The sequence below is a fragment of the Burkholderia sp. Bp9016 genome (assembly GCF_003857765.1).
Lineage (GTDB): Bacteria > Pseudomonadota > Gammaproteobacteria > Burkholderiales > Burkholderiaceae > Burkholderia.
The window spans coordinates 65,831-84,272 of the sequence record NZ_QTPY01000002.1; the positions used below are offsets into that span (position 1 = coordinate 65,831).

The 18,442-nt window shown below is 68.9% G+C and carries 12 protein-coding genes and 1 pseudogene; 4 read left to right on the top strand and 9 right to left on the bottom strand.

Translation table 11 applies throughout. The features are described 5' to 3' along the window. Positions 1 to 30 precede the first annotated feature (30 nt). Both cobO and DIE13_RS02760 read left to right on the top strand, forming a co-directional pair. Positions 31 to 633: a cob(I)yrinic acid a,c-diamide adenosyltransferase gene (gene cobO / locus DIE13_RS02755; RefSeq protein ID WP_124825726.1), complete on the top strand. Its 603-nt coding sequence runs from the start codon at positions 31 to 33 to the stop codon at positions 631 to 633. Positions 634 to 636: 3 nt separating this feature from the next. Then, on the top strand, positions 637 to 1,941 hold the full coding sequence (locus DIE13_RS02760; RefSeq protein ID WP_124825727.1) for a cobyrinate a,c-diamide synthase: 1,305 nt from the start codon (positions 637 to 639) through the stop codon (positions 1,939 to 1,941). Positions 1,942 to 2,020: 79 nt separating this feature from the next. On the opposite strand, the gene DIE13_RS02765 is transcribed toward DIE13_RS02760, so the two are convergent. Next, entirely contained in the window at positions 2,021 to 3,184 is a 1,164-nt protein-coding gene (locus tag DIE13_RS02765) for a M20 aminoacylase family protein (RefSeq protein WP_124825728.1), read from the bottom strand. A gap of 359 nt (positions 3,185 to 3,543) precedes the next feature. Here DIE13_RS02765 and DIE13_RS02770 point away from each other — a divergent pair, with 359 nt between their 5' ends. After that, positions 3,544 to 4,614, top strand: coding sequence for a type IV toxin-antitoxin system AbiEi family antitoxin (locus DIE13_RS02770; protein ID WP_124825978.1), 1,071 nt, complete (start codon positions 3,544 to 3,546; stop codon positions 4,612 to 4,614). Then, on the top strand, positions 4,583 to 5,488 hold the full coding sequence (locus tag DIE13_RS02775) for a nucleotidyl transferase AbiEii/AbiGii toxin family protein (RefSeq protein ID WP_124825729.1): 906 nt from the start codon (positions 4,583 to 4,585) through the stop codon (positions 5,486 to 5,488). The genes DIE13_RS02770 and DIE13_RS02775 overlap by 32 nt, the downstream gene beginning before the upstream one ends. A gap of 353 nt (positions 5,489 to 5,841) precedes the next feature. Here DIE13_RS02775 and DIE13_RS02780 read toward each other — a convergent pair. The 8 genes and pseudogenes from DIE13_RS02780 to DIE13_RS02815 all read right to left on the bottom strand — a co-directional run bounded on the left by DIE13_RS02780 (position 5,842) and on the right by DIE13_RS02815 (position 18,437). Then, positions 5,842 to 6,257 (bottom strand): annotated as a pseudogene (locus DIE13_RS02780) (type II toxin-antitoxin system VapC family toxin). Next, the gene (vapB, locus tag DIE13_RS02785; RefSeq protein WP_124825730.1) at positions 6,254 to 6,517 is read right to left on the bottom strand and encodes a type II toxin-antitoxin system VapB family antitoxin; all 264 of its coding nucleotides are present in this window, start codon (positions 6,515 to 6,517) and stop codon (positions 6,254 to 6,256) included. Before vapB ends, DIE13_RS02780 begins: the two are co-directional and overlap by 4 nt. A 250-nt stretch (positions 6,518 to 6,767) precedes the next feature. After that, entirely contained in the window at positions 6,768 to 7,790 is a 1,023-nt protein-coding gene (locus DIE13_RS02790; protein WP_124825731.1) for a GNAT family N-acetyltransferase, read from the bottom strand. Then, positions 7,790 to 8,629 (bottom strand): formyltransferase family protein, encoded by an 840-nt coding sequence (locus DIE13_RS02795; RefSeq protein ID WP_124825732.1) that lies wholly within the window; start codon positions 8,627 to 8,629, stop codon positions 7,790 to 7,792. Before DIE13_RS02795 ends, DIE13_RS02790 begins: the two co-directional genes overlap by 1 nt. A gap of 86 nt (positions 8,630 to 8,715) precedes the next feature. After that, entirely contained in the window at positions 8,716 to 10,971 is a 2,256-nt protein-coding gene (locus DIE13_RS02800; protein ID WP_124825733.1) for a TonB-dependent siderophore receptor, read from the bottom strand. Between the two features lie 45 nt (positions 10,972 to 11,016). Continuing rightward, positions 11,017 to 12,393, bottom strand: coding sequence for a lysine N(6)-hydroxylase/L-ornithine N(5)-oxygenase family protein (locus DIE13_RS02805; protein ID WP_124825734.1), 1,377 nt, complete (start codon positions 12,391 to 12,393; stop codon positions 11,017 to 11,019). Between the two features lie 34 nt (positions 12,394 to 12,427). After that, positions 12,428 to 13,453: a GNAT family N-acetyltransferase gene (locus DIE13_RS02810; RefSeq protein WP_124825735.1), complete on the bottom strand. Its 1,026-nt coding sequence runs from the start codon at positions 13,451 to 13,453 to the stop codon at positions 12,428 to 12,430. Next, positions 13,443 to 18,437 (bottom strand): non-ribosomal peptide synthetase, encoded by a 4,995-nt coding sequence (locus DIE13_RS02815; protein ID WP_124825736.1) that lies wholly within the window; start codon positions 18,435 to 18,437, stop codon positions 13,443 to 13,445. The genes DIE13_RS02810 and DIE13_RS02815 overlap by 11 nt, the downstream gene beginning before the upstream one ends. Positions 18,438 to 18,442 lie beyond the last annotated feature (5 nt).

Consider the following 18,442-nt stretch of genomic DNA (forward strand, 5'->3'; position numbering starts at 1 on the left):
TTTGTTTCGCTTTCGACAGGACGACTCCCGATGAAGACCGATGCCGAATCCCATCAACGGATGACCGAACGCCGCCGCGCCGGCCATGAAAAGAAGCAGGCCGCCGCCACGCACGAGAAGGGCCTGCTGATCGTCAACACCGGCAACGGCAAGGGCAAGAGCACGGCCGCGTTCGGCATGGCCGTGCGCGTGCTCGGCCACGGCATGCGACTCGGTGTCGTGCAGTTCATCAAGGGCGCGCTGCACACGTCCGAGCGCGATTTCCTCGGCGCGGTCGCGGAGTGCGACTTCGTGACGATGGGCGACGGCTATACATGGAACACGCAGAACCGCGACGCCGACATCGCGACCGCCCGCAAGGGTTGGGACGAGGCGCGCCGGATGATCGAAAGCGGCGAATACCGGATGGTGATCCTCGACGAGCTGAACACCGTGCTGAAGTACGAATACCTGCCGCTCGACGAAGTGCTCGCGACGCTCGCCGCGCGACCGGATGCGGTGCATGTCGTCGTCACCGGGCGGCATGCGCCCGATGCGCTGATCGACGCGGCCGACCTCGTCACCGAAATGCGGCTCGTCAAGCATCCGTACAAGGAGCAAGGCGTAAAGGCACAGCGCGGCGTGGAGTTCTGACCGATGCCGGCCTGCCCCGCGCTGTTCGTCAGCGCACCCGCGTCCGGACAGGGCAAGACATCGGTGACGGCCGGCCTCGCGCGGCTGCACCGGCGGCTCGGCCGGCGCGTGCGCGTGTTCAAGACCGGGCCCGATTTTCTCGATCCGATGCTGCTCGAGCGCGCGAGCGGCGCGCCCGTGCATGCGCTGGACCTCGGAATGGTCGGTGAAGCCGGATGCCGCGCGCTGCTCGCCGAGGCCGCGCGCGACGCCGACCTGATCCTGATCGAAGGCGTGATGGGGCTGTTCGACGGCACGCCGAGCAGTGCCGATCTCGCGACGACGTTCGGCGTGCCGGTCGTCGCGGTGATTTCCGCGAAGGCGATGGCGCAAACCTTCGCGGCGATCGCGTTCGGGCTCGCGCGGTTCCGGCCCGGGGTGCCGTTTTACGGCGTGCTGGCGAACCGTGTCGGGTCGCCGCGCCACGCGGAACTGCTGCGGCAGGCGCTGCCCGACGACTTGCGCTGGCTCGGGCACGTGCCGGCCGATGCGGGCATCGCGCTGCCGGAGCGGCATCTCGGGCTGCACCAGCCGGCCGATATCGACGATCTCGACGCACGGCTCGATCGCGCGGCCGACGTGCTCGCGCACACCGCGCTTGTCGAGTTGCCGCCTGCCGTCACGTTCGCGGAACCGGACGTTGTCGCTCTGCTGCCGCGCGCGCTCGCCGGCAAGCGAATCGCGATCGCCCGCGATGCGGCGTTCTCGTTCATCTATCCGGCCAATCTCGCGCTGCTCGATACGCTCGGCGCGCAGTTGCGGTTCTTTTCGCCGCTTGCCGACGAACCCGTGCCCGACGATTGCGATGCGCTGTTCCTGCCGGGCGGCTATCCGGAGCTGCATGCGGCGACGCTGGCGGCGAATGCCGTGACCGCGCGGACGATTCGCATGCACGCGGCGGCCGGTCGGCCGATCGTCGCGGAATGCGGCGGGATGGTGTATCTGTGCGAATCGCTGACCGACGTGGAGGGCGTCACGACGCCGATGCTCGGACTGCTGTCAGGCCAAGCGACAATGCAGCGCCGGTTCGCGGCGCTCGGCATGCAGCGACTCGATACGTGCACCGGGCCGATGCGCGGTCATACGTTTCATTATTCTCGGCTGGATACGCCGCTGGTGCCGGTCGCGACCGCCGCCCGGCCCGATGGCGAGGCTGGCAGCGGCGAAGCCGTTTATCGCGCGGGCGCGATCGTCGCGACGTACATGCACATGTACTGGCCGTCGAATCCGGATGCGGCGGCGGCGTTGTTCGGCGGGGACGCGTTCTAGCCTGGCCGATGTCCCAATTGGTCTCGGGCAGCCGGGACCAGCGCACGCATGCACGGCCCCGGACCTCACGCGCCATCCGTCACACCAGGAACGTCTCGGCCAGCCTGACCCAGTACGACGCACCGGTCGGCAGTGCCGCGTCGTTGAAGTCGTAGCCGGGGTTGTGCACCATGCAGCCGCCCTCCCCGTCGCCGTTGCCGATGATCAGGTAGCAGCCCGGCCGCTGCTCGAGCAGGAACGCGAAATCCTCGCTGCCGGTGAGCGGCACCATCCCGTCGATCAGGTTCGCTTCGCCGACCCACTCGCGCGCGACGCCGCGTGCGAACGCGGTCATCTCCGCATCGTTGACGAGTACCGGGTAGCGCCGCTGGTAGTCGATCGTCGCGGTCGCGCCGAACACGGCCGCCTGCGCGTGAATGACTTCCTTGATGCGCGTTTCGAGCAGGTCACGCACCTCGGGCTTCAGCGCGCGCACGGACAGGCGCATCTGCGCGCGATCGGGAATCACGTTCGGCGCCTCGCCCGCGTGGATCGCGCCGACCGTGACGATCGCCATGTCGAGCGGCGACACGTTGCGCGACACGATCGTCTGCAGCGCGACGACGATCTGCGCACACACGACGACCGGATCGATCGCCTTGTGCGGCACCGCGCCGTGGCCGCCGCGCCCCTGCACGTCGACGATCACGGTATCCGACGACGCCATGAACGGCCCCGGCAGGAAGCCCAGCTTGCCCGTCGGGAAACCGGGCATGTTGTGCATCGCGAAGATCGCGTCGCACGGAAACAGATCGAACAGCCCGTCGTCGAGCATTTGCTTCGCGCCGCCGAGCCCTTCTTCGGCCGGCTGGAAAATCAGGTTCAGCGTGCCGGAGAAACGGCGCTCGCGCGCCAGGTGCTTCGCGGCCGCGAGCAGCATCGCCGTGTGGCCGTCGTGGCCGCATGCGTGCATCTTACCGGCGATCGTGCTCTGGTACGGCAGGCCGGTCGATTCGTGGATCGGCAGCGCGTCCATGTCGGCGCGCAGGCCGAGGCGCTGCGTGCCGTTGCCGACTTTCAACTGCGCGACGACGCCCGTGCCGCCGAGCCCGCGATGCACCGTGTAGCCCCACCCTTGCAACTGCTCGGCGACGAGGTCACTCGTCGCGAATTCCTCGAAACCCAGCTCGGGGTGAGCATGGATGCGGTGCCGGATCTCGATCATTTCGTCGGCGAGGCCTGCGGGGATCACGCTGTGCGTCACGGTGTCGTCTCCTGTTGTCCAGTGGGGAATGTGCAGGCAAGGATAGTCCGTTGAGCGACAACCGGACAGACATAAAGTCGTCGTGGCGACAACTACTGGTTGCTGGTTGATCATGCCGGCGCGGGACGAAGCGCGCGGCGCCCGGAAGCGCTGTCCATCCGGACGACTGCCGCATTCGATCGGTCCACCCGACACCATGCGTTCGTGATCGATTTTTCATGCGGAGGGTGTCGTTTTCTGTTGCCCATCATCCTGGAATACTTCATTTACATCAAATGGTTGAGAGAATTTGTTCATTTTTTGAAAGCTGTACATTTTTTGTGTACACTGACAAAACAGTGAACAAGCGATCCTCCGTGATGCCCGCGAACGCTCCTCTCCCGATATCGGAACAGCACGTGCTCGACGAGGCCTGCGCCGCGTTCGCGCGCGCGACCCGACGCTTCAATGCTCGGCCCGTGCGCGTGCCGGCGGCGGGCCAGGCGCGTGCCGACGCAATGATCCGCTTCGACATCGCTGGGCAGACCTTCGAAATGCCGGCGGCCGTGAGCGTCGGCGTCGAATCGCTGCAGGGCGCGCTCGCGCTGCTGCGTCGCCGCGGCGGCACGCCGGCGCCGGGCGAACGGCCGCTGATGCTGGTCGCGCCTTATTTTTCTGCCGAACTGGCCGCCCGCCTGACCGAGCACGACATTCCGTTTCTCGATACCGCCGGCAATGCGAGCCTGATCCAGCCGGAGGCCACCGTGATGATCGCCGGCCGGCCGAAACCTGCCCGCACGCCGCGCCGTCAGGCCTCGCGCGCAACGACGCCCAAGGGGCTCGCCGTGATGTTCGCGATCGCCACGCAGCCGGGGCTTGTCGCGCAGCCGTATCGCGCGATCGCCGCCGAGTCGGGCGTCGCGCTCGGCACCGTCAATCTCGCGATGGACGATCTGATTGCGCGCGGCCTCGTCGCGCAGCGGCGCAACGGCGAGCGCCTGATTCCCGACTGGCCACGCTTCGTGCAGGAATGGGTCGCACTGTACCCGAGCCGGCTGCGCGCGAAACTGCCGGCCCGGCGGTTTGCCGCGCTTGCGCCCGACTGGTGGCGCGACTTCGATTTCGCGGCGTTCGGTGCGCGGCTCGGCGGCGAACCGGCAGCCGACCTGCTGACGCACGACCTGAAACCGGCCGCGATCACCGTCTATACGCACGGCACCGTGCCGAACCGCCTGCTGCTCGAGGCGCGCCTGCGTCCGGACGAGCGCGGCGACGTCGAGTTGCTCGAAGCGTTCTGGCCGCCGTCGCCGGCACTCGACTGGCGCGAGCAGGAGGTGCCGCTCGTGCCGCCGCTCCTGATCTACGCGGATCTCGTCTCGTCTGGAGACAGCCGCAATCTTGCCGCCGCCGAGCAGATCCATGACCGATACCTCGCCCATCCGCCCGCTTGAAGTCGACCCGCGCCGGCCGCTCGAGCCGGCCGCGCTCTCGCTGCTGCGTGCGGTCGGCGCGGCCTGCACACGGCTCGACGCGGCATTCGTCGTCGCCGGCGCGACCGCGCGCGACATCCTGATGTGGCACGTCCACGGCATCCGGCCGGTGCGCGCGACGCGGGACGTCGACATCGCGGTGTGCGCGGTGAGCTGGCCGTTTCACGCGCAGCTCGTCGATGCGCTCGTCGCGACCGGGCAATTCGCGCACGCGCCGAAGCATCAGCAAAAGCTGCTGTTCGACAGCGGCACGCACGGGTTTCGCACGGAGCTCGATCTCGTGCCCTTCGGGCCGCTCGAAACGCCGCCCGGCGAAATCGCGTGGCCGCCCGGCGGCGAATTCGTGCTGAACGTGCTGGGTTTCCAGGAAGCGGTCGATACGGCGCTGCCCGTGTCGGTCGGCGCGGGCGTCGTGGTGCCGGTGGCCAGCCTGCCGGCACTCGTGCTGCTGAAACTGCTTGCGTGGAAGGACCGGCGCGCGCGCCAGAACAGCGACGCGTACGACCTGCTGTTCCTGCTCACGCATTTTCACGACGCGGGCAATCGCGAGCGCATTTGGGACGTTGCGCCCGATCTCGTGGAACTGCATGGCTTCCAGCCGGAACTGGCGGCGGCGGCGTTGCTGGCGCGCGATGCAAAGCGGATTGCGTTGCCGCCCACGCGCGACGCCATTCACGCGCTGTTATCCGACGAAGCGATTTACGCGATGCTCGGGCAGGACCTGCTGGCACGTGCGTTCGCGCTGTTGCCTGGTGAATTCAACGACGACGCAGACCGGTATCTCGACGCGTTCCGCGGCGCCTTCCTCACGGATCGGCCCGTTTCCCGGGCGTGACGTGCATCGCCGACACCGGCCTGCGCTTCATCCGGAAGAACCTGCATGATGCGTCGATCGCTTTCACGGGTATCTATCCGCATGCCGAAGATGAGCGGCAGTACGACAAACAGTCCGGGGCGCGCCAGCAAGATGCGAGACGCGCCCTCGAGACTTGCGGGCGTAAAATGCCGTGCATGTCGTCGATCTGACTCCTCTTTTCCATCGATGCCATACTCGCCGATAACGCATCGGGAAACGTCAAGTTCTCGGCCGACGATATCGAGGCGTTGTTCGAGCCCATTCCGAGTCTGCCGATGTACGTGTCAGCCGCCCGAACCGGGACATGACTTTTTCACTTGCGGGAACGCACGTTAGGCCGACATTGCCCAGTCTTCGACGGACAACCCCGCGACGCAACTGAATTCACGACTGTTATTCGTCACGAGCACCGCGCCGGCGGCAATCGCATGGCCGGCGATCGACGCATCGTTTGCGCCGATCGGCGTGCCGCGAGCCCGGCTCGAACCGCGGTCGTTGCGTCGACTGCGGCCGTATCCCACGACAGCCCGCCGTCCAGCCTTGCGACGAAGGCCGTCACGAGTTCCGCATGCCTGGGCGATGCCTTCTTGCCCACGGCGCCGAATCGCATTTCGGCATAGGTGATCGCCGACACGACGATCCGGTGCTGCGCATTGACGCACGACTGCAGCCGGGACAACGCCACGGGCGGCCGCTCGCGCATGATGAACGAACGGATGTTCGTATCGAGCATGTAGAGCGTCGTCACTGGCCCGACTCCGGCGAGGCGTCGTGATCGGCGCCGGACAGGTCGAAACGGCCGGTTTCGACGACGGCCGGGCGCTCGATGAGGAAGTCGGAATCGGCCAGAGGTTCGTTCGCGAACGACAGCCATGTCGGTCGCACCGGACGCAGCAGCGTATCGCCCTCGCGGCGGATCTCGAGCTCGGTTACGCCCTCGAATTCCATGTCCTTCGGGATACGGATTGCCTGGTTACGGGCGGTCTTGAAAATGGAAACGGTGCGCATGAGCCACTCCTCGGGAGTTCGATGCGCCCATTCCAGGCATATGTTGGCATATGTCAATGCCGGGGGCGTGGACCGGGAGGCGCGCCCCGCGCTGTGGCGAGTGTACTGGCCATATCGTCACGACCTGTCGTGGATGGGAAGGAAATCCATTCTTCCTCATGCGGCCCGGCTGATCCATATCCCGAACGGCCGATGCCCACCCCGGCAGGTCGCGAGGCACGTCACCCGGCCGCCGCGCGTCCCCGTCCGGTCACGGCAACCGGAAAGTGTCGAAGAACGTTTCGCGCTCCATCACGGTCAGCGCCGCGCGCTTGTGCGGGAAATCGAATTCCTTCAGCGTGTAGAACCCGAGCCGGTGCATGTATGCGATATGCCGCACGTGATCAACCCGCGGCTCGCCCACGAGCCGCTGCGTGCGCGGTTCGTCGACGAACATGTAGTGCAGCACCCCGCTCCACCACGCATGCAGCTTGCCCGCGCTCTGGAACCGCGAGTCGCCGATCAGCAGGTGCAGCCCGCGATCGTAGTCGTGCGCATCGTAGAACGGCGCGAGCCGATCCTCCTTCGCCCAGTAGAACTCGAAATAGCCGAACGGCGTGTCGTCGAAATAGCCGATCATCGGATGCATGTGCGGATCGGCGAGCCGCTCCGTCAGATACGCGGCGTGCTCGTCGCGCGTGCCGCGCTGATCCCAGAAGTGCGCGACGCGATCAAGGTTCATCCAGTCGCTGAAAAGCTGCGCATGCGTGTCGACGTCGACGGTGCGCAGGCTGAACGTCATCCCGACCTGCGGCATGTAGCGCGCATAGATCTCGCCGGCCGGCGACGGCGGTCGCACCGGATGCCGATGGCCGTTCGTGATCGCGTAGCGCAGCGGCATCCCGCTCGATGCGGGCGCCGTCAGCCACGGTTGCGGGTTCTGCCAGAACGTCGCGCGCGATGCATTCAGGCGCAACCGGCCGCCTTCGATCTGCGCGCCGTCGATCACGCCCCCGCGCACCGCGCGGTCGACGTACGACGCGATAGCCGCCGGATCGGCACTCCCCAGCGGCACGGACACCGTCGCCATATCGTGCCGCGTATCCGTGTTGAACAGCGCGACGAATTCCGCGAGCAGCGCAGCCGGCGGATCGTCGGGCCGCCATGCATCGAGCGCGCGCTCGACGGGAGACGTCGGCTGCGTCCTCGCATGCGCCGCGCCGTCGAGCGCCGCGGCCACCTCGCCTTCGACGGCATCTGCCGCACCAGCCGGTTTCGTCAGCGTGTCTTCCATCACAGTGCTCCCGCGTCGTGGCGGTCGGCGAGGATGTGCAGCCCCCGCTCGAGCGCCGGAAACAGGCTGCGCTGGAAGTTGTTCCAGCGCAGTTCGAGAATCGTGTCGTCCGGCGCGATCGGCGTGTCGAGCACGTCGCAGATCACTTCGCCGGAATCGATGCCGTTGTCGACGTAGTGAAACGATGCACCCGTCATCGTCACGGGTTCGACGCGCGTGCTCGCGCCGCTTGCCCAGTCGACGCGCTCGCCGCGCGCGCCGTGCAGCGCATCGAGCGTCGCCCATGCGCCGCGCCGCTGGTACGGTGAATCGTCGGCCGTGATGCCGGGGTGGATGTTCGCGATGCGCCGGTGAAAGCGCGCGCCGGGCCGCACGAGCTCGTCGAGGATCACGAGCAGCCCGTCGAGCACAACCACGTCGGCGTCGAGCTCGAGCAGGCGTTCGAGCAGCCGGCGCTCGAACGCCTGCTTGCCCGTCACGCGCTCACGCGCATCGCGCGGCAGCCGGCGATACGTCGACGCAATCGTGCAGAACAGTTCGTCGACGAGCCGGCCCTGCACCGTCAGCCCTTCCGGCAGGATCCACGGGCGGCCCGGCGTGCGCGCGAACCCGTAGTCTGCGACCTTCGCGCGGTCGGCCGGCGAGCCTTCGTCGTCGTCGACGATCACGCCCTGGAGCGCATAGCGCTCGCCGAGCGTTGAATCGTTCAGGCGTTCGACAAGGAATTCGAGCGGCGCCTTCATGTAGCGCGTGCCGCCCCGGTAAGCGACCGGCTGGCCGGCGCGATCGGCCGCGCCGTTGCGCAGCGACTGGATATAGACGAGATTTTTCTTCGGCATGGAGGCGTCGTGGAAAAAGCGGACGGCGCCGCCGCGGCTCGCGCGGACCGGCCCGAAGGCCGGCCGGCACGCCGCGGCGCGCGGCGTCACCAGTTGTATTTCGCGGTGGCGATCACCGTGCGGTCGGTGCCGAAAATGCAGACGTTCGCCGACTGGCAACCGCTGATGTAGTGGCGGTTGAACAGGTTGGTCCCGTTCACGGCAAAGCGCCAGTTACGCATGTCGTAATGCACGCCCGCGTCGAACAGCGTGACGCTCGAGACCGACAGCGAGTTGTCGGACGCACCGGCCGACGCGCTCTGATAGCGAACGCCGCCGCCGAGGCCGAAGCCCGCGAGCGGCCCCGTGTGCCACGTCCAGTCGGTCCACAGCGACGCCATCTGGCGCGGACGCGGAATGTCGACCGGCCAGTTGTTCAGCGAATCGTCGTTGGCCTTCACGTTCTTCACGTCCTGGTAGACGTAAGACGCGATCACCGACAGGTTTCGCGTGAGCTTGCCGGTCGCGCTCAGTTCGATCCCGCGCGAGCGCACTTCACCCGTCTGGATCTGCGTCGTGCCGGCCGGATCGAGATCCGTCGGCGTCGGCGTGAGCACGTTGGTCTGGTTGATCTGGTAGATCGCCGCGTTCAGCATCATGTTCTTGCCGGGCGGCTGCCAGCGCAGGCCGGCCTCGATCTGCTTGCCGCGCGTCGGCTGCGGCAGGCCGCCGCCGTACAGGCTCACGCCGATCAGCGGGTTGAACGACGTCGCGTAGCTGACGTACGGCGACAGGCCATAGTCGCCCTCGTACGTCAGCCCGACGCGGCCCGTGAACGCCGTCACGTCGGCCTTCGACTGCGTGCCGCCCGCGCGGTCGTCCATTCGCATGTTGACCCAGTCCTCGCGGCCGCCGAGCGTCAGCGTCCAGCGGTTCCACTTGATCTGATCCTGCGCGTACAGGCCGAACGTGTTCATCGTCGTGTACGTGTTGGTCCGGTACGTGGTGTTCGGATCGGAGAACACCGACAGCGTGACCGGCGTATAGACCGGGTTGTACAGGTTCAGCGTCGGTGCGGCGGCCAGCCATTCGCTGTCGGTCGCGGTCTGGCGGTTGTACTGGAAACCGAGCAGCAGCGTGTGCTGGAGCGGGCCCGTCGCGAAGCGGCCCTCGAGGTTGTTGTCGATGTCAAAGCGGCTGTAGTTCATCTGGAACACGCCGGCCCAGCGGTTGACGTCGGTCAGGGTGTCGTCGGCGAAGCCCGCGCCCCACACCGACCCGTTGTCGAGCGACAGGTGCATCAGGCGGGTGTTCTGGCGGAACGTCCACGCCGGCGTCAGCTTCTGCTCGAACTGGTAGCCGAGCGACCACTGCTTCTTGCGGTAGTAGTTGAAGCTGCCATCGCCTTCGTAGATGTCCTGGTTGATCTGACCGTTCGGGTTCGGCAGCACCGTGCCCTGCGCGGGCAGGAAGTTCGACGAGATGTCGCCCCAGTCCTGCAGGTACGTCGCGGACAGCGTCAGCGACGTATCCGCGTTGGGGCGCCAGCGGAACGACGGCGCGAGCGACACGCGCTGGTCGTTGTTCGGGCCGGACAGCGCGTTGCCGTCGCGCGCGACACCGACGAACCGGTACGCATACTGGCCGTCCGGGTCGAGCTTGTCGCCTACGTCGATCATGAACTGCTTGCGCGCATAGTTGCCGATCTGCACGCCGGCTTCGCGCACGCGCTCGCCGTCGGCGGTCTTGGTCTGCACGTCGATGATCGCACCCGGGTCGCCCGCGCCGTACAGCACCGAGGTCGGCCCGCGCAGCACCGAGATGCTGTCGATCATGTATGGATCGACGCGCCAGCTCGACAGGTTGAGCGTGTTCGGCACCTGCAGCCCGTTCACGTAGGCGGTCGGCGTGAAGCCGCGCAGCGCCGCGTACCAGTCGGAACGGTTGTCCGAACCGTACGACGAGAAACCGGGCACGTAGCGCAGCGCCGCGTTCACGTCGGTCGCGCCCGTCATCTCGATCTGCTGTGCCGTGACGACGTTGATCGTCTGCGGGATTTCGGTGATCGGGGTGTCGGTCTTCGTGCCACTGCGGCTGCGCTTCGCGACGAGCCCGACCGTGCCGTCGCCTTCCGAGCCCGCGTTGACGTTGATCGCCGGCAGCGTGCCGGTCGCCGCGCCGCTCGATGCACCGGCCGCCGCACTCGCCGCCGTGCCGTTCTGCGCACTGCTGACCGGCGCCGCAGCGCCTGCGTTCACGGCCGGCGCCGTCTGGGCGAATGCGTGCCCTGCCGCCGCGGTCCCGAACGCCACGCTTGCCGCGGCTGCGATCGCACGCAAACGCGTGCCTGTTGCCCACTCCATCTTTCTCTGCTCCAGTTTTTTATGCGGTCTCCGACCGCGCCTTTGTCAAAGAGCGAAAGCCATCCGGCCCGCGCTCACCCCGTTTTGATGTCGTTGTTCATGTACTGCCCGGGCCGCGCCGTCGTCATGGCCGGGCGCGCTCCCGTCTTCGAGCGACGCGCAGATTTCGTCCGCGCGGCGTGCGAGGACCGACAGCAGCGTGTCGGACAAACCGTGGCTGTCTTCGCAGCAGCCTTGCAGGTAGATGCGCGGCGCGAAGTGCTCGGGCGTCGCGAGCAGGTAGTCGCGCGTCACGTCGCCGCGCGTGAGCGCGTCTCCCAGGTACGGCGCGAGCCCTTCGAGCAGCGCCGAATGCGTGTCGCGCCGGTAGCCGGTCGCGAGCACGAGTGCGTCGAAGCGCTCGACGCGCGTGGCGCCGTTCATCCGGTCGCGCAGCGTCAGCTCGATGCGGCCGTCGGCGGCACGCACCGCGGCTTCGATCGCGCTGTTCGCGAGCAGCGCATGACGCGGCGTGCCGTCGATGCGCTGCAGGTACAGCATTTCGTAGATCTGCTCGATCAGCGGCCGGTCGACTACCGCGTAGTTGGTGTCGCGATAGCGCTCGAGCAGCGCGCGGCGCGCGTCCTGCGGCTGTGCGTAAACGACATCGGTGAACGCCGGGCTGAAAATCTCGTTGACGAACGGGCTGTCGTCGGCCGGTTTCAGCGCGCCGGCGCGCATCACGAGGCTCGCGTCGACGTGCGGGAAGCGGCGCGCGAGGTCGATGAACACCTCGGCCGCGCTCTGCCCCGCGCCGATCACCGCGACGCGGCGGCGCTCGCCGTCCGGCGACGCGACCAGCCGGTCGATGTCGGTCAAATACGACGACGAGTGGATCACGCGGTCCCGGCCGAGCGCGGCGAACGCGTCCGGCACCGCCGGCGTGCCGCCGACGCCGACCGACAGCGCGCGTGTCACGCGCTGGCGCTCGTGGCCCGCGGCATCGCGCGACAGCACGCGCAGCGCGTCGATGCGCGCGCCGTCGCCGCGCACGGGCTCGATCGCCGTGACGGTCTCGCTGTAATGGACGTGCTCGTCGAACGCTTCCGCGACCCAGCTCAGGTAGTCGTGGAATTCGACGCGGGTCGGATAGAAATTCTTCAGGTTGACGAATTCGTTCAGCCGGCCCCGTTCGAACAGATAGTTGATGAACGTATAGCGGCTCTTCGGATCGCGCATCGTGACGAGATCCTTCAGAAACGAGATCTGCATCCGGCAGTCGTCGAGCAGCATCCCGCGATGCCAGCCGAACTCCGGCTGGCGTTCGACGAAGCAATGCGCGAACGGGCGCGCACCGCCGCGCTCGGCAAGGCGCACGGCCAGCGCCAGATTCGACGGCCCGAAGCCGACGCCGATCAGGTCGAATACGGTTTCTCTCTGCATGTCTCTCAGCTCCCTTGTCGGTGAAACCGGCCCGTCAGACATGACGGCCGGAGAAGAACGTCTCGCGCAGCGCGTGCATCCACAGCGGCTGCGCGTCGGCCAGCGCCAGACGGCGCTGCCGCGCGAAGCCATGCCGCGCGAGGATGTCGACGACCCGCGCGTGGCCGGCCGGGACCGCGCAGCCGAGCGCTTCGGTACGCGGATCGTCGAGAAACAGGTAATGGACGACGGACGGCAGCCAGCCCGCCACGCAATGCGGGCCGCGCCAGCGCGATTCGCCGACCAGCATCCGCAGGCCGCGGTCGTAGTCGCGCGCGCCGACGTGCGGTGCGAGCGGGTCTTCCTTCAGCCAGAACGCTTCGAAGTACGCGAACGGCTCGCCGTCGAAGCAGCCGACGAGCGGCGTTACGTGCGGATCGGCATCGGGCGCCGTGCCGTCCGCGCCGGGCTGCGTGCCGGGCCAGCCGTCGCGCACGCGCGGCTCGTCGAACCAGCGCGCGACGCGCGCGGCGTCCTCGCCCGGCTGCCAGCCGCGCAGCGTGAAGCGCACGCCGAGCGCCGGCAGGTCGCGGGCGTACACGTCGCCGCGCGGCGCCGGCGGCCGGCGCGGATGACGCCGGCCGTCGGTCAGCATCGGCAGCGTCGCGCAAGGCAGATGCGCACCGACGCGCCACAGGTCCGCCTGTTGCGCCCAGCCTTCGCGCATGCACAGGCCACCGTCGGCGAGCACGCCGCTCGCGCGCAGCGCGTCGAGCGCGACTGCCGGCCACGCGGCCGGGTCGAGCCGGATCGCCGCGCGGCGGACATCGTCGGAAAACGCCGCGGCGAGCGCGGCCAGCAGCGCGCGGCGCTGGTCGGCCGGCGCCGCGCGATGGTTGTATGCGACGAGGCGCAGCGTGCCGTCGTCCGCGAGTTGCGCGCGCAGCAACTGCGCGCCGATGCCGTCGCCGTGCGCAACGCGGATCTCCGCGTCGTCACGCGCGGCGAACAGGTCGTCCGCGAATACGAGGCGGCACGTGTCGGGCATCGTGATTCCGTCCGGGCGGACTTCAGCCAGCATCGCGCACCTCCAGGCCGGTTTGGACCGGTGTGCCGATGCATGCGCCGAGCGCAGCGAGCGTCGGCGACGCGAACACGTCGGCCACCGTCAGCGGATGACCGGCGCGGTTCGCCGCGTCGACGAAGCGCACGACGTCGAACGACGTCGCACCGGCCTCGAACAGATCGGCGTCGGGCGCAGGCGCGGCCGTCGCGAAGGTGTCGGACCACAACGCCGCGAGCGATGCAACGGCGTTCGGGGCGGCCGACGCTGCCGTGCCGTGCGCCGCATGGCGCACCGGCGCGACTGCGTCCGCGGTGGGTGCAGCGACCCGCGCATCGGGCGCACCAAGCATCGCTTCCGGCGCACCGGCGAAACGGGCGACTTCGTCGTGATACAGCCGGACGAGCGTGTCGACGAACGTGCCGTCGAGCAGTTCGTCCGCATACGAGAACGCGGCGCTCACGCGGCCGTCCGGATGTTCGACGACGTCGAGCTCCAGCGTGAACACGACGCGATGCCGCACGTCGCCGAATTCGGCGAGCGACAATCCGGCCCAGTCGCGCGCAGTCGCACCGGTCGGGCGCAGGTAGTTGAACATCACCTGGAACAGCGGATTGGCCTGCGCCGTGCGTGGCGCGCGCAGTGCCGCGACGACGTCGGCGAACGGCACGTCGGCATGCGCATACGCGGCGAGCGCCGTGTCGCGCACCTGGGCGAGCACGTCCGCGCGGCGGGCCGCCGCGCCGATACGCGTGCGCACGACGACGGAATTGATGAAGAGTCCCAGCGCATCGCGCGCCGCGTCGCCCGTCAACTCGCGCGTCGACGCGAGCACGCCGACCGGCTGGTCGGCCGCGCCGGTCGCGCGGAACAGCGCGGTATTGAGCGCCGCGTGCAGCAGCATCGGCAACGTCGCATGCGCGGCCGATGCTGCGTCGCGCGCAGTACGGATCAGCGCCGCATCGAACTCGAACGCGATGCGTGCCGCGCGCCATTGCGGGACGGCCGGCGCATCCGCACGCTGCGGCAGCACGCACGACGGCAGCTCTGCCAGCGCGTCGCGCCAGTATGCGACGCGGGCCGGGTGGCATGGCGCAGGCAAGACGAGCGTGCGGTTTTCCACCGCGGGCGTCGATGCCGATGCCGTTTCACCGCGCACGCTATCGACATAGCGAGCGCGCACCGCATCGAGCCACAGCTCGATCGATTCGCCATCCGACACGATGTGATGGATCGTCACCGACAATACGTGATCATCGGCGCCGAGCCGCAGCACGCGTGCGCGCCACAGCGGCGCATCGGCGACGAGATCGAACGGTGCGAGTGCATCCGCATCGGTCAGCGCTGCCGCGCGAGCGAGCGCATCGGGCTGTGCCGACAGATCGACGACCGGCAACGCGACGGTCGAGGCGTCTTCGATCCGCTGGCCCGGCAGCATGCCGTCGCGCACGACGAGCCGTGTGCGCAGCGCCGGATGCGCGGCTGCCGCAGCGGAAAACGCTGCGCGCAGCGCAGCGACGTCGAGCGGACCGCGCACGCGCAGCGCGACCGGAATGTTGTACGCGGCGCTGTCCGGCTGCGCGCGCCACAGGAACCAGAGGCCGAGCTGCGCGGGCGACAGCGGCCACACACCGTGCGCATCGGGTTTGACCACCGCGATGCCCGGCGCCGCGGCACCGGCGTATGCAGCGCGCGGTGCGTCGGCAACCTGCCGCGCATATTGCGCCAGCACCGGCGCTTCGAACAGCGCGCGTACCGGCACATCGCGGCGAAGCCGCTCGGCGACACGCGTCGCGACGCGCACCGCGGCCAGCGAATGGCCGCCGAGGTCGAAGAAGTGATCGCCACGGCCGACGCGCACGACGTTCAACACGTCGCGCCAGATCGCCGCAAGCACGGCCTCGTCGCCGTCGTGCGGCGCTTCGTATTCACGTTCGACGCGCACCGGCGCGGGCAGCCGCGCGCGGTCGACCTTGCTGTTGGCATTGCGCGGCAGCGCGTCGAGCACGATCAGTTGCGCGGGCACCATGTAGTCGGGCAGCGTGCGGCGCAGATGCGCATCGAGCGTCGCGGCTTCGACGGGTTGCGCCGCGGCCTGCGCGTCTGCGCTCAGTTCGACGTACGCGACGAGCTGGGCCTGCGCGCCCTGCCCGTGCACGACCGCGCATGCTTCGCGCACCGCATCGTGCGCGGCGAGCTGGGCCTCGATTTCGCCGAGTTCGATGCGCAACCCGCGCAGCTTCACCTGATGATCGACGCGACCGATGAAGTCGAACACGCCATCCGCGCGACGCCTCACGAGGTCGCCGGTGCGGTACAGGCGTGCGCCCGGCGCGCCGTACGGGTCAGGCACGAAACGCTCGGCCGTCAGCGCCGGACGGTCCAGATAGCCGCGCGCCACGCCGATTCCCTCGCCGCCCAGATACAGTTCGCCGATCACGCCCACCGGCAGCGGATGCAGCCGCTCGTCGAGCACGTGCGCGGTGCGCGCGCCGACCAGCGTGCCGATCGGCAGGTACGCGGCGTCGCCGAGTGCCGCGAGATCGTCGCCGGGACGGAACATCCACAACGTCGGCGTGATGACGGTCTCGGTCGGGCCGTAGCCGTTGACCACCCGTACGTTCGGCATCGCGCGGCGCAGCATCGCGAACGCTTCGCGCGACGTCGCCTCGCCGCCGACGGTCAGCGAACGCAGCGTCGGCGGTGCGCCGTGCGCGAGCGCCCATTCGGCGAGTTGCGCGGCGCAGCCGGGCGGCACGTAGGTCATCGTCACGCCGTCGCGGACCATCATCGCGCAGGTCTGCGCCGGCGGCCACAGCACGTCGGCCGTCACCGACACGGCGGCACCCGACAGGTATTGCGAAAACCATCCTTCGTGCGCGCCGTCGAAGTTGACCGACTGGAACAGCAGGAATACGTCGTTTTCGCTCGCGCCGTAGCGCTCGGCGATCGCCACGCAGTGCCGCGCGAATGCCGCGTGATCGACGATCACGCCCTTCGGCTTGCCGGTCGAGCCCGACGTGTAGATTGCATATGCCGCATGGCCGGGCAGCACGTCCGGCAGCTCGACCTGAGCGGCTTCGTCGAATGCCTCCACCTGGTCCGCTCGCCAGATGCGCAGTTGCGGCAGATCGGGCAGCGACGCGGCGCTCGCGGCGTCGGTCAGCACGTGCGCGATGCCCGCGTCGCCGACGATCTGTGCGAGCCGTTCGCGCGGATGGGCCGGATCGAGCGGCACGAACGCGGCACCCGACTTCAGCACCGCGATCAGCGCGACCAGCAGGTCGACCGAACGCTGCAGCGCGACGCCGACGCGCATCTCGGGCCGCACGCCGGCCGCGACGAGATTGCGCGCGATGCGTGCGGCGCGGGCGTCGACTTCGCCGCGCGTGAATGCGCGATCGATGTCGGCGACGCCGCGCGCGCCGGGCCGCGCCTGCGCATGCGCGGCGATGCGCGCATGCACAGGCACGAACGGTTCGGCCTCGGCCGCACCCGCCGGCGCGTTCCACGCGAAGAGTTGCGCGAGTTCATTGGCGGGCAGCCAGTCGAGATCGCCGATCGGCATGTCGGGGCGCGCGAGCGCGTCGCCGAGCAGCGTGACGAAGCGCGCGGCGAGCCGCGCGATCGCGTCCGCGTCGAACAGGTCGAGCGCGTAGATGAAGGCGGCGTCGAACGTGCCGTCGGGCGTTGCCTCGACGGCGAGCGTCAGGTCGAATTTCGCGGACGGCGTGCCGGACGGCAACAGCGCGGCCGACGCCGCGCCCAGGGCGGGCAGCGCGCGGCGCTCGCCATAGGCGGCCATCACCTGAAACAGCGGATGGTGGCTCGCGCTGCGCGGCACGCCGAGCGCGTCGACGACCTGTTCGAACGGCACGTCCTGGTGCATTTGCGCATCGACGAGCGCACGCTGCGTACGCGCGACCAGCGACGAGAAATCGCCATGCGCGGGCACGTCGACATCGATCGCGAGCGTGTTGACGAAGAACCCGATCAGGCCGCCCGTCTCCGCGCGTTCGCGGTTCGCGGCCGGCACGCCAACGCAGATCCGCGCGTCGCCCGTCGCGCGGGCGAGCAACGCATCGAGCGCGGCAAGCAGCACCGCGAACGGCGTCGCACCCGACGCGGCCGCGAAGGCGCGCAGTTGCGCGCCGATCCGCGCGTCGAGCGAAAACATCTGGCGCGCGCCGCGCGCACTGCGTCGTGCGGGCCGTGCGGCCGCACCCGGCAACGTAAGCACGCCGCGCTGCGGATCGAGCCGCTCGCGCCAGAACGCGAGCTGACGGTCGCGTTCGCCGGCGTCGAGCCAGCGGCGCTGCCACAGCGCGTAGTCCGCATACTGGATCGGCAGCGGCGGGAGCGGCACCGGTTCGTTCGACGCATAGGCGCGATAGAACGCAGCGAGCTCGTCGAGCATCACGCCCGACGACCAGCCGTCCGACACGATGTGGTGAACAGTCAGCGCGAGCCAGTGATGCGTCGCGTCGAAGCGGATCAGGTGGGCACGCACGAGCGGCGCCGCGCCGAGATCGAACGCAATGGCTTCGTCGGCGGTCGCGACGCTGTCGGCGCGCGCGCCGCGCTGCGCGTCGGGCAGCGCTTCGAGATCGGTCTCGCGCCACGGGCAGCGCAGCGGTGGATGGATCGTCTGCGCGACACCGTCCTCCGCTTCGTCGAAGGTCGTGCGCAGCGCTTCATGGCGCGCGATCAGTGCGTCGCAAGCAAGCCGCAGCGCATGCGCGTCGAGCGGGCCCGTCAGCGCGAGCCGCTCGGTGATGTGATACGCGTCCGGCGCGTCGATCAGTCGCGCATGCAGCCACAGCCGCGTCTGCGCGAACGATGCGCTCACGCGGTCGCTGCGCGGCGTGCGCGGCGGGATCGGCAGCACGCGAAAGTCGATGCCGGCCGCATCGAGCTTGTCGATGAAGACGGCGCGCTGCGCGTCGGGCAGTTGCGCGAAACGCGTCGCGAGCGCGAGCCAGTCGGGTTGAACCTTCGTCATCCGTC

Coding starts and splice junctions, on each gene's coding strand:
- cobO (WP_124825726.1), top strand. CDS start 31: ATGAAGACCGATGCCGAATCCCATCAACGGATGACCGAACGCCGCCGC.
- DIE13_RS02760 (WP_124825727.1), top strand. CDS start 637: ATGCCGGCCTGCCCCGCGCTGTTCGTCAGCGCACCCGCGTCCGGACAG.
- DIE13_RS02770 (WP_124825978.1), top strand. CDS start 3,544: ATGCCCGCGAACGCTCCTCTCCCGATATCGGAACAGCACGTGCTCGAC.
- DIE13_RS02775 (WP_124825729.1), top strand. CDS start 4,583: ATGACCGATACCTCGCCCATCCGCCCGCTTGAAGTCGACCCGCGCCGG.
- vapB (WP_124825730.1), bottom strand. CDS start 6,517: ATGCGCACCGTTTCCATTTTCAAGACCGCCCGTAACCAGGCAATCCGT.
- DIE13_RS02790 (WP_124825731.1), bottom strand. CDS start 7,790: ATGGAAGACACGCTGACGAAACCGGCTGGTGCGGCAGATGCCGTCGAA.
- DIE13_RS02795 (WP_124825732.1), bottom strand. CDS start 8,629: ATGCCGAAGAAAAATCTCGTCTATATCCAGTCGCTGCGCAACGGCGCG.
- DIE13_RS02800 (WP_124825733.1), bottom strand. CDS start 10,971: ATGGAGTGGGCAACAGGCACGCGTTTGCGTGCGATCGCAGCCGCGGCA.
- DIE13_RS02805 (WP_124825734.1), bottom strand. CDS start 12,393: ATGCAGAGAGAAACCGTATTCGACCTGATCGGCGTCGGCTTCGGGCCG.
- DIE13_RS02810 (WP_124825735.1), bottom strand. CDS start 13,453: ATGCTGGCTGAAGTCCGCCCGGACGGAATCACGATGCCCGACACGTGC.
- DIE13_RS02815 (WP_124825736.1), bottom strand. CDS start 18,437: ATGACGAAGGTTCAACCCGACTGGCTCGCGCTCGCGACGCGTTTCGCG.